Raw genomic sequence first — 13124 nt, forward strand, 5'->3', positions numbered from 1 at the left:
AAGCCCCGGATATCCAGCACCAGATTTCCAAACCCGCATGAAAGCCATTTTCTACGTTCTCGCGCTCCTCGTCACCGGCGGGGCCGCCTTTTTCTCCTACTCGAGCTACAACAAGTTCGTTGACCAGCAGAACCAAAAGATCGCCACCATCGATCAAAACAAGAAGGTGACGGCCCAAGGCAACGACAAGGACGCCGAACTTCAAAAGGAATTGGCCGCCTTGGAAGAGGCGACCAAGAAGAAGGACGAACTCACCGCCTCCATCGAAACCCTCAAGGGCAAGGAGCGCACCACCATCGCCAACACGAAGAAGGCGGAAGCGACCCTGGACGAACAGAAGACCAAGTTCTCCCAGCTTGATGAAATCCGCAAGAAGGTGGACGAAATCCTCAAGGGCGTGGGTGTGTCCCTCGAAGATCTGCCCGGCGAAGTCGTGAAGATCGAGGAAGACAAGAAGGCCAAGACCAAGGCGCTCGCCGAAGTCCAAGCCCTGGTCGAAGCGGCCCAGAAGGCCGTGGAAGCCAACCAGGCCGAGATCGTCCGCGTCAACGAGCGTGATACCGCCCGCAATGCCCGCATTCGCCGTAACGCCATGGAGTCCGTGGTGACCGCAGTGAATGAGGAGTGGGGCTTCGTGATCATCGGCGCCGGCAGCAACACCGGCTTCACCCCGCAGACCAAACTGCTGGTGAAGCGTGATGGTCGCCTGATCGCCGAGGTTCAGCCGTCCGCCATCGAGCCTTCCCAGACGATCGCTGAGATCGACAAGGAGAGCGTGGCTCCCGGTGCCCGCATTCAGCCGGGTGACCGCGTGATTCTGGCCGCTCCGGCCACGAACTGATCTGACCGTCACGTCATCCTGACTTTCCCAGCCTCCGCGAGCTTGCAAGCCGCGGAGGCTTTTTTATGTTCCGGGCATGCGCCTGATCCTTGCCGCTGTCGCCGTCGCCTTGCTATCGCCGTCCTGCGTTGATAAAGAAGAAGAAACGGGCCACAAGCCGGTGCCACCGCCCTCCACCTCCAGCAAGATTCCGTGGAACAAGCCCCAGGCCGGGCAGGGGGGCGGAGCCTTTGGCGCGCTTCCGCAGCAGCCACGCCGCTAATCCCCGGGTGACCGCGAGTTTGCCATGCGCCTGATCTTTGCCGCTGCGGTTGCCGCCGTGCTCGCACCATCGTGTGTGAAGCAAGAACCGGTGCCGCCCACTTCCGGTTCCCGGAAGACCTCTTGGAGCCAGCCGCAGCCCGGGCAAGGTGCTGGTGTCTTGGGGGCGGTCCCGCAACAACCACGACGATGAAATTGAAGCTGACCGGTTTTCTGGTTCTCCTGCTTGGTTCAGCCTGCGGGTTGAGTTCCTGCTCGCTCTTTGGCGGGAAGGGGAAGCACGGCGCCCGGCATTCGAACACTACGATCCTGTCATCGGATTCTCCCGATCTCGGGGGAAGCGGGCCGGTTTTGCCCGGCCCGGTGCGATAGTGGGACCGCTAACCTGCGTGGCATGACTTTCCGCGTGCAATCCACGGCCTGCGGCCTTTCCCTGTCGGCGCGATGAGCATCGCTGACAAACAGCAGGAGGTCCTTGAGGAGCTGTCCTTTTTCCCGGACTGGCAGGAGCGGTATGAGTACGTCATCGGACTCGGCCGCAAGCTGCCGGCGATGGGGGAGGAGATGAAGACCGCCGATAAGCTGATCAAGGGCTGCCAGTCGCAGGTGTGGCTGGATGCCCGGATCTCGGACGGCAAGGTCCGCTATGTCGCGGACTCCGACTCGGTGATCACGAAGGGCATGATCGCACTCTTCGTGCGGGTGCTGGATGATGAGACGCCGGATGCGATTCTGTCTGCGGACCTTTCCTTCATCGACAAGACCGGGCTGAAGGAGCACCTGGCTCCGACCCGGGCGAATGCGCTCAATCTGATGGCCACGCAGATGAAGCAGCGCGCGCTGGAGTTCAGCGCGGCCTGACAAACCCTACGATCCCAGGAGCCAAGTAGGAAATCCGTGGCGATTTCCACGGCCATTTGACCTTGCCCCCGCAGGCCATGTGCAGGTCATGATGCGCGGGTATGGCTGGAGGGAGTTTGCTGACACTGCTGGATGATATCGCGTCGATCCTGGATGACGTCTCGGTGATGACCAAGACAGCGGCGTCGAAGACGGCGGGCGTGCTGGGGGATGACCTGGCTCTGAATGCGCAGCAGGTGAGCGGGGTGGTGGCGGAGCGCGAGTTGCCGGTGGTGTGGGCGGTGGCGAAGGGATCCTTCGTCAACAAGCTGATCCTGGTGCCGGCGGCGCTTGCGCTGAACAAGTTTGCGCCAGGGTCGGTGACGCCGCTGCTGATGCTCGGGGGCGCTTATCTCTGCTATGAGGGCGTCGAGAAGCTGGTGCATCAATTCGCTCATCGCGGGCAGAAAACGGAGGTGGAGGCCGAGAAGGAGATTTCCGAGTTGGAGGGCGGTGAGGTGGATGAGAAGGCGAAGATCAAAGGAGCGATCCGCACGGACTTCGTGCTGTCCGCGGAGATCATCGTCATCACGCTCGGCGTTGTGGCGCATGAAACCTTCGCCAAGCAGGCGCTGGTGCTCTCGGGAATCGCGGTGGTGATGACCGTCGGCGTGTATGGTCTGGTGGCGGGCATCGTGAAACTGGACGACCTCGGTCTTCATTTAAGCCGGAGAAAGTCATCGTCGGCTCAAGGAGTGGGACGCGCTATCTTGTGGGCCGCACCCTTCATGATGAAAGGGCTGTCGGTGGTTGGCACTGCGGCGATGTTCCTCGTGGGGGGACAGATCCTCGTCCACGGCATCGGTCCGGTGCATCACTGGATCGAGCATTTGGTCAGCTCCTGGGGTGGGCTTGGGAAATCACTGGCCGAGGGGCTTTTCAACGCCCTGTTCGGCATCGCCGTCGGTGCGGTGGTGCTGGCGATCCTGCATCCGCTGATGAAGCTGCGCGGGAAGAAAGCGCATTGAGTGGCGCGGCAAATGCCTCGCCGCGTTTGCTGAAAGCGGCTTTGATTCCTTTTTCTTTCGCATGATTGCTTCCTTGATCGATTTTCAATGGCTCGCTGATCCGCAGGCCTATGGCGCGCTTCTGACGCTTACGCTGCTGGAAATCGTGCTGGGCATCGACAACATCGTGTTCATCTCGATCCTGGTGGATCGCTTGCCTGCGGAGCGGAGGAAGTCCGGGCGCTTGATGGGCTTGGGCTTGGCGATGTTCGCGCGCTTGTTGCTGCTGCTTTCGATCACGTGGCTGATGGGGCTGAAGGAGCCGCTTTTCCATCTCAAGGTTCATCCCGTGCTGTGGGACATGATGCCTGATGCTGAGTTGCACCAGGGAGTTCTGGGAATTTCGTTGAAGGACATCATCCTGCTGCTGGGTGGATTTTTCCTGATCTACAAATCGACCAAGGAGATCCACCACAAGTTCGATGGGCAGGAGGATGAGCCGGGCAAGCCGAAGAAGTTGGTGAGCTTCGGGGCGGTGCTGATTCAGATCGCGGTGGTCGACATCATCTTCTCGCTGGATTCGGTGATCACGGCGGTGGGGATGGTGAATGATCCGACGCGGGTGTCGCTGATGATGGTGGCGGTGGTGATTTCGATCGCCGTGATGATGCTGGCTTCCGGAAAGATCAGCGATTTCGTGTCGGATCATCCGACGATCAAGATGCTGGCGCTTTCGTTCCTGATCCTGATCGGGACGGCGCTGATGGCGGAGGGACTGCACTTCCACATTCCGAAGGGGTATGTGTACTTCTCGATGGCGTTCTCGCTGGCGGTGGAGCTGCTGAACATCAAGCTGCGGTCGAAGGGGACGGTGGTACAGCAGATTGTGAAGGAGTGAAAGCCGGTGAGCTCCAACTGTTCCTCAACGCCTTTGGCGTAGGTCAATGGTTGGCATTTTACCCTGGGTAGCCTCCTGCGTCGGCAACCCAGGGCTTTGGAGCGTAGTCCCGTTGGGACAAGAGAAGGATCTCACGATGCGGCTTATGGCCGCTGAAGTGCGACGGTCATAGACGCGCCGCTACATGGGAGAGCGGCGGTATATGCGAAAGAAAAAGGCCGGCCTCGTGAGAGGCCGGCCTTTTTGTGGAAGACGTTTGTTACGCTCCCGGGAGCTCGATGAATCCTTCGAGCTTCCGGATACGGGTGGGGTGGCGCATCTTGCGGAGGGCCTTGGCCTCGATCTGGCGGATGCGCTCGCGGGTGACTTGGAACTGGCGGCCGACTTCCTCGAGGGTGCGGCTGTAGCCGTCCTTGAGGCCGAAGCGTTGTTCGAGGACCTCGCGCTCGCGCTCGGTTAGGGTGTCGAGGACGTCCTTGATCTTGTCCTTGAGCATCGAGAAGCCGGCTTCCTCCATCGGGTTGTCGGCGGTCTTGTCCTCGATGAAGTCACCGAAGGAGGTGTCATCGGAGTCGCCGACAGGGGCCTGCAGCGAGATGGGCTGCTGGGCCATCTTGAGCACGGCGCGGACACGCTCGACGGGAAGGTGGATTTCCTCGGCGATTTCCTCCGGGGAAGGTTCGCGGCCGTATTCCTGCACCAGCTGCTTCTGCACGCGCATCAGCTTGTTGATCGTCTCGATCATGTGCACCGGGATACGGATGGTGCGGGCCTGATCGGCGATCGAGCGGGTGATGGCCTGGCGGATCCACCAGGTGGCGTAGGTGGAGAACTTGTAGCCGCGGCGGTATTCGAATTTCTCGACCGCCTTCATGAGGCCCATGTTGCCTTCCTGGATGAGGTCGAGGAAGGAGAGGCCGCGGTTGGTGTACTTCTTCGCGATCGAGATCACGAGGCGGAGGTTGGCCTCGACCATCTCGGTCTTCGCCTTGAGCGCTTCCTTGAGCCAGTGGCGGAGGCGCTTGTTGGTTTCATCGAACTGCTCGACCTCGTGCCAGCAGCGCTGCTGGACTTCACGGAGCTTGGTGACGAATTCCTTGTCCTCGGGATCGGCTTGGACCTTGCGGCCGTACTTCCAGAACTTCTGCTGGTAGTCCTCGACCTGCTCGCAGAAGTCCTCGACGACCTTCTGCTTGAAGTAGAAGCGGGTGTAGAGGCGATGGAGGGTCTGGAGGTTCTTCTCGAACTGCTCTTCCAGCTTCTTCTTGCCGCGCGGGTTCTTGGCGGACATCTGGCGGAAGAGATCCTCGTTCTCCTCGTGGAGCTGCTTGAGCTGCTCGCACTGCTTGGGGAGGATCTTCATGTAGCGCTCGCGGCTCTCGATTTTCTTGTCGAGGATGACGCGGTCGAAGCGCTCCTTGCCCTTGAGCAGCTTGTCGGCGAGCTCGAGGTAGCACTCGGAAACGAAGCCGAAGAGGTGGAGCTGCTTGGCGACTTCGATCTCGGCGTCTTCGATGCGCTTGGAGATTTCAACTTCCTGCTCGCGGGTCAGCAGCGGGACCTGGCCCATCTGCTTGAGATACATGCGGACCGGGTCGTCGAGGATATCGAGCTTCTGGTCCTTGGCATCGTCGTCGATGTCATCGTCGGCGTCGCGCTTCTTGTCCTTGAAGCGGTCGACCTCGGAGGCGTCGATGATGTCGAACTCCATGTTGCGGAGTCGCTCCATGATCGCCTCAACGTCTGCCGGTTCGACGAGGTCGTTCGGCAGGATTTCGTTGATGTCGTCGTAGGTGAGGTACTCCTGCTCCTTGGCGAGCTTGATGAGTTCGCGGATCTTTTCCTGGATCTCAGGGGTGTCGATGCGCGGCTTGTCGCCATCGGCGCGGACCGGGGCATCGGCGGCAACGACCTTCTTGGCGTCTGCCTGCTTGGAGTCGCCCTTCTTGGCTTCGACTTTCTTCGCCTCGCCCTTCTTCTCGGCGACCGGAGCGACCTTCTTGGGCGCTTCAACGGCCTTCGGCTTCTCGGCGGCTTTCACCGGGGCCTTGGCAGGTGCCTTCTCGACCTTGGCGGGAGCGGCTGCCTTCGGTGCGGGCTTGGCTGGCTTGGCGGGAGCGGCCTTCGGAGCTGGCTTCTTGGCCACGGGCTTGGCTTCCGGCTTCTTGGCGGGCTTCGCGGGCGCGGCCGGCTTCTTGGTGGCTTTCGCCGGGGCAGGAGCTGGCTTTTTAGCGGGCGCGGGTTTCGCTTTGGACGTCGGCTTGGAGGCCTTCGATTTGGCAGCGGAAGCAGCTTTCTTGGTGGACATGGAAAGTAGGAAGGAAGGGTAATTCGGGACAAAAATCACCCATTATAGGCGCAACGGGCCTAGGTCCGAAGCGGGCGGGAATATTCGGGGCATCCCCGTACCCGTCAAGGATTGTTTTCGGGCCTTGAGGGTTAGTGAGTTTTACGCGGAAACGGCTTGAAGGGAGGCTTGGGTTTCGGGGCGAAACGGTCACTGAAAACGAAGCGCTGTCTTACACCTTTGAGCAGTTCGGCGACCAACTTTGTTTCGTTGAGAAGGCGGTTGATTTCGCCGGGTTGAAGGCCGGGTTGGTTCAGGCGCGCGTCGATCGCCGCGCCGCGTTGGTGCAGTGCTTTCGCTCCGATTTCGGCGAGAGCCTCTTCCGCGGCAGTCACGGCATTTTCGGGCGGGTCGTCGTGGAAGGTGGGGTCGGAGGTCAGGGCAAGCCGTTGCGGTTCGGAAAGGCTGGCGATGAAGGCATTCACCGAGACGTGCGAGGTGGGGTCGGGGCGTGCGGAGAGAATTTCTTCCAGAAGAGGCACACCTTCCAGGAACTCGGCGGCCTCGTGGATCGGCTCAAATTGCTCGGCGAGCCATTCCTGTGCCGCGCCCGAGTGAAGGGCCAAGCCGCAGAGATAGGAGACGGTGGAATCGATGGGCATGCCCTCGATCTTTTCCGGTTGCGGGGCTGCGTTGCGATCGATGGGCGGGGGCTTGTTCTTCGCCGCGCGGGCCGTGCGGAAGACGGCGTCACGGAGCTCGATCGTGCCAGCCTTCAGGCGGGTGCCGACGTGCTGGATCATGCCCTCGCGGATGACGGCATCCGGGATCAAGGAGAGCAAGGATGTGCATTCCTTGGCGAATTCCAGACGTTGCTGCGGGTCGGCGAGGAGGCCGGCGGCGGAGGCGCGGTCGATCTTGAAGTCGAAGAAGTCCACGGCGTTCCCCAGCACTTCGCGGAAGGCCTCGGCACCGTGCTTCTGCATGAAGGAATCCGGGTCTTCGCCTGCGGGCATGCGGACGACGCGGACGGGAAGGCCTTCTGCCGCGAGGACGCGAAAGGCCTTCTCGGTGGCCTCGATGCCGGCCTTGTCCGCGTCGAAGCAGAGGAGGGCCTTCTTGGCGTAGCGGCGCAGGAGCTTGGCGTGGTCTGGGGTGAAGGCGGTGCCGCCGGTGGCGATGACGTGGGTAATGCCCTGCTCGTGGCAGGAGATGGCATCGAGCTGACCCTCGCAGATGAGGACGGCTTGCTCGGTGAGAATGGATTTCCGAGCGCGGTCGAGGGCGAACAGGACCTTCGATTTCTTGAAGAGGGCGGTTTCCGGGGAGTTGATGTACTTGCCGCTGTTCGGGTCGTGGCGGAGCTGGCGGGCGGTGAAGGCGATGACGTCGCCGTGCTCATTCCGGATGGGGAACATGAGGCGGTCGCGGAAGCGGACGTAGATGCCGCCGCGATCCTTTTCCACGAAGATGCCGGCTTCGATCCACTCGCCGCGCTTGAAGTTCTGGGTGCGGGCCCAACTGAGGAAGGTCTCGGGGTTTTCGGGCATCCAGCCGACCTGCCAATTGACCGCCATGTCCTTGCCGAAGCCGCGGGACTTCAGGTAGTCGCGGGCGTGGGTCGCCTCGCGGGTGAAGAGCATTTCGTGGAGGTAGCGGGCGACCTCGCGGTGGAGGTCGAGAAGGCGTCCGCGTTGACGGCGGGCGCGGTCTTCCTTCGGATCGGGTGCTTCCTCGACGACGGCGATGCCGGCGCGGGCGCCGAGTTTCTTCACGGCGTCGGCGAAGGTGAGGTTCTCGTATTCGCGGACGAAGGTGATGGCGTCACCGCTCTTGCCGCAGCCGAAGCAGTGGAAGAACTGGCGGGCCTGATTGATGTTGAAGGACGGCGTTTTCTCGCTGTGGAAGGGGCAGAGCGCCTTGTAGGCGGGGCCGGTCCGCTTCACCTCGATATAGGATCCGATCACATCCACGATGTCCGTGGCGGCGAGGATCTGTTCGGTGGTTTCGCGGGAAATCTGCGACACGCGGGTGAGTAAAGCGTGCCCAGGGGAAATCAAAAGCGCGCATGCCTAACTTTTCGGATGCGGGGACAAAACCCCGGTGCAGGTTCGCTTTGATCGAAGGAATCCCTTCGGGGATCGAACTCAAAAACTGATATGAAAGTCGTCCGCAAGAACGCCAAGGGTGAAACCCGGCAATTGCTGTTGAAGGAATATTTCCTGAATGCCTACCTGATCGCGCTGCTGAAGCGGGTGGGGGAAGGCGCGGCGAAATTCTCCAAAACTCCTGAACTGGAGCCTGTCCGGGTCCGAGCCGGTCGTTGAGCGAGTGTGACGTTTGAAATGGGAGGTTGCCTTGCCGGAACGCATCGTTTAGCGTTCCGGTAATGGACGACCTCCAAGTAATGAGGTCCGCGCTGGGCTGGCTGGAACTGGGTTTACCGGAGGAGGCCTTGTCGGAACTCGCCTCGCTATCCGCGAGGGACCGGATGCGCCGCCACGCGCTGGAGCTGCGGCTGATCGCTGAGATGGAGTCTCACCGCTGGAATGCGGCAGCGGATACAGGGCGGCTGCTGTGTCTGAAGGAGCCGAAGGAGGCGCGTTTTTTCATCCATGCGGCGTATTGCCTGCATGAGACCGGGGATACGTTGGCGGCTCGGGATTGGCTGCTGCGGGGGCCGGCGACGCTGATCGAGGATCCGCTGTTTCATTACAACATCGCTTGTTACCTAGCGGTGTTAGGGGATCGGAAGCGGGCTGAGTCGCACTTGGAGCGGGCGTTCGAGATGGATGAGTCGCTACGGGAGTCGGCGCAGGAGGATACGGATCTGGCGGCGCTGCATAAGAAGTGACGGGATTTGTTGAGGTGGCTCTGGCCGTTGCCCGCATGAGGTGTCCCTTCAGGACACGGACGTGCTATGTGGCCGAACCCCGCACTTCGTGCGGGGCTTTTATGAGTGGTCCCGTTGGGACCTGGAGAAATTGCGCAAAAAAAGCCCGCACCTTGGGAGGAGCGGGCTTCTTGAGAATGGACGCTGATGCGGAGGCTTATTTGCCCCAGCGGGCGAGAAGGGTCGTCGCCATGTCGCTGGGGGTTTCGGCGACGGCGATGCCGCACTCGGCGAGGATGCGCTTCTTGGCCTGGGCGGTGTCTTCTTCGCCGCCAACGATGGCGCCGGCGTGGCCCATGCGGCGTCCTGGAGGTGCGGTGGCACCGGCGATGAAGCCGGCGATGGGCTTCTTGCAGTTTTCCTTGGCCCAGCGGGCGGCTTCAACTTCGGCGGTGCCGCCGATTTCGCCGATCAGGATGATGGCTTCGGTCTCGGGGTCGTTGTTGAACATTTCCAGCACGTCGAGGTGGCTGGTGCCATTGATCGGGTCGCCGCCGATGCCGACGAGCGTGCTCTGGCCGTAGCCGAGCTGGGTGAGCTGGAACACGGCCTCATAGGTGAGGGTGCCGGAGCGGGAGACGACGCCGACATTGCCGCGCTTGCAGATCTGGCTGGGGGTGATGCCGATGCGGCAGCCGCCGTGGGATTTCTCGCCGAGGCCGGGAGTGACGAGGCCGGGGCAATTCGGGCCGATGAGGCGGGACTTGGAGCCGCGCATGGCTTCCTTCACGCGCATCATGTCCATGACGGGGATGCCCTCGGTGATGCAGACGACGAGCTCCACGCCTGCGTCGACGGCTTCCAGGATGGCATCGGCCGCGAATGGCGGCGGGACGAAGATGGCGGAGGCGGTGGCGCCGGTTTCCGTCACGGCCTGCTCGACGGTGTCGAAGATCGGCACGACGTTCGCGAACTTCTGGCCAGCCTTGCCGGGCGTGACGCCGGCGACGAGCTTGGTGCCGTAGTCGAGGGACAACTGCGCGTGGCGTGCGCCGAAGCTGCCGGTGATGCCCTGCACGAGGAGCTTGGTATTTTCGTCAACGAGGATGGCCATGGGGAAAGTTTGCTAGGTGTCAGTATTCAGTTTTCAGCAGGAGCACTCAGCCGTGGCCGGGCTTGCGCTTGTGAATGATGAGCGGGCTGCCGTCGGGATCTGCGATCATGAGCATATGGCAGACCGGAGTTTCGATGGGGCCCATATTGATGGTGACACCCGCGGCTTTGACCCGTGCTACGGCGGCGTCGAAGTCATCGACTTCCAACCCGACGGTGCAGCCCGCAGGGCTGGGGGCCCAGCCGGGAGTCTTGCCGAGGCTGAGCGTGCCCGCGCCGATGTCGAACTCGACCCAGTGGCCGCTGCCGTCCTCCATCTGGTGATCCATCGTCTTGGTCAGTCCGAGGATGCCTTCATAGAAGGCGATGGACCGCGCCATGTCAGTGACCGGGTAGCAGGAGAATGCGATTTCGGTGACTTTCATGGCAGCGTCAGTGCGAGCACGAGCCCGAGCACTCGGGGTGGTTCGGCTTCTTCTGGTGAAGGGCCACGGTATTGCCGCTGGGATCGGCGATCAGGGCCATGCGGCAGACGGGGAAGTCTTGCGCGGGCAGGATGATCTTCACGCCTGCGGCGGCGAGCTTCTCGAGAGCGATATCGAGGTCCTCGAGTTCGAAGGCCAGACCACCGCCGCCCGCATTGGGCTGCCATTGGTCATTGGCCTGGGCGATGGCGAGGGTATGGCCGCCGGGGATCTCGAATTCGACCCAGCCGGCCTTGCCTTCATGTTCGAAGACCATGCCTTCCTTGAGGCCGATGATGTCGCGGTAGAATTTGCGCGTCTCCTCGATGTCGAGGGCTGGATATCCCGTGAAACCTGCTTCTTTAATGCCGATTTTGTTCATGGCGGGATACCGGTAAGCGCGTCAGGCGACGGCTGCCACGATCTTTTGGGCACCGTCCGCCATGGTGCTGGCGGAGACGATGTTCAGGCCGCTGGCGTCGAGGGTGGCCTTGCCAGCGTCGACGTTGTTGCCTTCGAGGCGGACGACGAGCGGGATGGGCAGGCCGGTTTCCTTGGCTGCGGCGATCACGCCTTCGGCGATGACGTTGCAGTCCATGATGCCGCCGAAGATATTGATGAGGATGCCCTTCACCTGCGGGTCGCCGAGGATGATCTTGAAGGCCGCGGTGACCTGCTCCTTGGAAGCGCCACCACCCACGTCGAGGAAGTTGGCCGGTTCGCCACCGTAGTGCTTGATGATGTCCATGGTGGCCATCGCGAGGCCGGCACCATTGACGAGGCAGGCGATGTTGCCATCGAGGCCGATGTAGTTGAGATCGTATTCGGAAGCGGCGACTTCGCGGGGGTCTTCCTCTTCCTTGTCTCGCATGGCGACGATCTCCGGGTGGCGGAAGAGCGCATTGTCATCGAAGCCGAACTTGGCATCGAGCGCGAGCACGCGGCCATCGGGAGTGGTGACGAGCGGATTGATCTCAAGCATCGAGCAATCGAGCGAGACGAAGAGCTTGTAGAGGTTCGAGAGCAGCTTGCCGAATTGCTTGCCGAGGTCGCCGGAGAGGCCCAGGGCGGCGGAGAGCTTGCGGATCTCGTAGCCCTGGAGGCCGAGAAGAGGGTGGACGAACTGACGGATGATCTTTTCCGGCGTGTTGTGCGCGACGTCCTCGATGCTCATGCCGCCTTCGGTGGAGGCGACGATGACCGGGCGACAGGTGGCGCGGTCCATGAGGATGGCGAGGTAGTATTCGTGGGTGATGTCGACGGCCTCGGCGACCATCACCTTGCGGACCAGCTTGCCGGCTTCGCCGGTCTGCACGGTCACGAGGGTTTCATTGATCATCTTGCCGGCAAGCTCGGCGGCTTGCTCGGGCGATTCGATGAGGTGGACACCGCCTTGGAAGCCATTCTTGAAGTGGCCCTTGCCACGGCCACCGGCGTGCACCTGGGCCTTGATGACGAGCTTGGCACCGGCGAATTCCTTCGCGGCGGCGGCGGCTTCTTCGGGGGTGGAAGCGACCTTGCCTTGCGGGCTTGGCACTTGGAAGCGGTCGAAAAGCTCCTTCGCCTGGTATTCGTGGATGTTCATGGGGCCGTCGGAAAATCGCGGCGACGCTAAGGGACGAGCGGGGAGGGTCAAGGAAAAGGCCGGAGGTGGGGGAAATGGTGCGGGAAGGGCATGGGAAGCGGCAATTTCGGACAAGGAATCCGGGGGAATCCGGGGTGGAAACGTGCTGGTATGAGGGTGGCGAATTGGATGGTGAAGAGCGGTTCATCGACGGGGCGGGATTGACCGGGAAACTCCAACAGGCAGGCTGCGGCGGTGCGTCTGAAATTGATCATCGCCTATGATGGCCGCGATATCGAGGGGTGGCAGTCCCAGGCCGGTGGGAACACCGTGCAGGATTTGATTGAGAAGGCCCTCGCGGAGACGGCGAAGCAGCCGGTGCGTTTGCATGGTTCGGGGCGGACGGATGCGGGGGTGCATGCGCTGGCGCAGGTGGCGCATTTCGATGCGCCGGATGACCTGACGATGAATCCCTTCAACTGGGTGCCGGCGCTGAACACGAAGTTGCCGGGGTCGATCCGGGTGATGGCTTGTGAGGAGGTGGCGGCTGATTTTCATGCGCGCTTTTCGGCGGTGGGGAAGACCTACCGGTATGACATTTCGCTGGAGCCGGTGCTGTCACCGTTCCGGGCGGGGCGGGCCTGGCATCTGCCACGGCAACTGGATCCTTTCACGTTGCGCGAGGCGCTGGCGTTGTTTGAAGGGCGGCATGACTTCGAGGCGTTTGGCGCGAAGCGGGGGTATGAGACCGAGGAGACGAGCTATGTTCGCAACGTGACGCGGGTGGAGCTGGAGGAGATCGAGTTCGGGTGGCGGCTGCGGTATTCGGGTGAGGGGTTTCTTTACAAGATGGTGAGGCTGATGACAGGGGCGGCGGTGCAGGCGGCGCAGGGGCGGCTGCGGATCGATCAATTGGCGGAGTATCTGGATCAGCCGAAGGGTTTGCCGGTGGGGAAGAGTCCGTTTTGTGCGCCGGCAGATGGGCTTTATCTGGAGTCGGTGCGTTACGAGTGAGC

The 13124-nt window shown here is 61.9% G+C and carries 14 protein-coding genes; 8 read left to right on the top strand and 6 right to left on the bottom strand.

Features of this window, described 5'->3' with window-relative positions:
- The first annotated feature begins 37 nt into the window (after positions 1-37).
- From WKV53_RS21765 to WKV53_RS21785, 5 genes are all read left to right on the top strand, one after another.
- The gene (locus WKV53_RS21765; protein ID WP_341406920.1) at positions 38-841 is read left to right on the top strand and encodes a PDZ domain-containing protein; all 804 of its coding nucleotides are present in this window, start codon (positions 38-40) and stop codon (positions 839-841) included.
- 76 nt (positions 842-917) lie between these two features.
- Positions 918-1103: a hypothetical protein gene (locus WKV53_RS21770; protein ID WP_341406921.1), complete on the top strand. Its 186-nt coding sequence runs from the start codon at positions 918-920 to the stop codon at positions 1101-1103.
- 443 nt (positions 1104-1546) lie between these two features.
- Complete coding sequence (locus WKV53_RS21775) at positions 1547-1963, top strand: SufE family protein (protein WP_341406922.1); 417 nt, start codon at positions 1547-1549, stop codon at positions 1961-1963.
- Between the two features lie 101 nt (positions 1964-2064).
- Positions 2065-2970 (top strand): DUF808 domain-containing protein, encoded by a 906-nt coding sequence (locus tag WKV53_RS21780; protein WP_341406923.1) that lies wholly within the window; start codon positions 2065-2067, stop codon positions 2968-2970.
- 61 nt (positions 2971-3031) lie between these two features.
- Positions 3032-3847, top strand: coding sequence for a TerC family protein (locus WKV53_RS21785; RefSeq protein ID WP_341406924.1), 816 nt, complete (start codon positions 3032-3034; stop codon positions 3845-3847).
- A 259-nt stretch (positions 3848-4106) separates the two neighbouring features.
- Here WKV53_RS21785 and rpoD read toward each other — a convergent pair whose 3' ends face one another.
- Both rpoD and dnaG read right to left on the bottom strand, forming a co-directional pair.
- Positions 4107-6155, bottom strand: a complete 2049-nt coding sequence (gene rpoD / locus WKV53_RS21790; RefSeq protein WP_341406925.1) for an RNA polymerase sigma factor RpoD — start codon at positions 6153-6155, stop codon at positions 4107-4109.
- Between the two features lie 131 nt (positions 6156-6286).
- A complete protein-coding gene (dnaG, locus tag WKV53_RS21795; RefSeq protein WP_341406926.1) occupies positions 6287-8161 on the bottom strand; it encodes a DNA primase in 1875 nt (624 codons plus the stop codon).
- Positions 8162-8293: 132 nt separating this feature from the next.
- Between dnaG and WKV53_RS21800 the strand changes: the two genes are divergently transcribed.
- Both WKV53_RS21800 and WKV53_RS21805 read left to right on the top strand, forming a co-directional pair.
- A complete protein-coding gene (locus WKV53_RS21800) occupies positions 8294-8461 on the top strand; it encodes a hypothetical protein (protein ID WP_341406927.1) in 168 nt (55 codons plus the stop codon).
- A 62-nt stretch (positions 8462-8523) separates the two neighbouring features.
- Entirely contained in the window at positions 8524-8988 is a 465-nt protein-coding gene (locus WKV53_RS21805; protein ID WP_341406928.1) for a tetratricopeptide repeat protein, read from the top strand.
- A 196-nt stretch (positions 8989-9184) separates the two neighbouring features.
- On the opposite strand, the gene sucD is transcribed toward WKV53_RS21805, so the two are convergent.
- Genes sucD through sucC form a run of 4 tightly spaced genes read right to left on the bottom strand, consistent with a single transcriptional unit; the run spans position 9185 to position 12129 of the window.
- Positions 9185-10081, bottom strand: a complete 897-nt coding sequence (gene sucD / locus WKV53_RS21810) for a succinate--CoA ligase subunit alpha (protein WP_341406929.1) — start codon at positions 10079-10081, stop codon at positions 9185-9187.
- Between the two features lie 46 nt (positions 10082-10127).
- Positions 10128-10505 (bottom strand): VOC family protein, encoded by a 378-nt coding sequence (locus WKV53_RS21815; RefSeq protein WP_341406930.1) that lies wholly within the window; start codon positions 10503-10505, stop codon positions 10128-10130.
- Between the two features lie 7 nt (positions 10506-10512).
- The gene (locus WKV53_RS21820; RefSeq protein ID WP_341406931.1) at positions 10513-10926 is read right to left on the bottom strand and encodes a VOC family protein; all 414 of its coding nucleotides are present in this window, start codon (positions 10924-10926) and stop codon (positions 10513-10515) included.
- A 21-nt stretch (positions 10927-10947) separates the two neighbouring features.
- Positions 10948-12129 carry an ADP-forming succinate--CoA ligase subunit beta gene (gene sucC / locus WKV53_RS21825; RefSeq protein ID WP_341406932.1) on the bottom strand — a complete coding sequence of 394 codons (1182 nt, stop codon included), beginning with the start codon at positions 12127-12129 and terminating at the stop codon, positions 10948-10950.
- A 234-nt stretch (positions 12130-12363) separates the two neighbouring features.
- Between sucC and truA the strand changes: the two genes are divergently transcribed.
- Positions 12364-13122: a tRNA pseudouridine(38-40) synthase TruA gene (gene truA, locus WKV53_RS21830; protein WP_341406933.1), complete on the top strand. Its 759-nt coding sequence runs from the start codon at positions 12364-12366 to the stop codon at positions 13120-13122.
- Positions 13123-13124: the final 2 nt, after the last annotated feature.

It is taken from the genome of Luteolibacter sp. Y139, from assembly GCF_038066715.1.
Taxonomy (GTDB): Bacteria; Verrucomicrobiota; Verrucomicrobiia; order Verrucomicrobiales; family Akkermansiaceae; genus Haloferula; species Haloferula soli.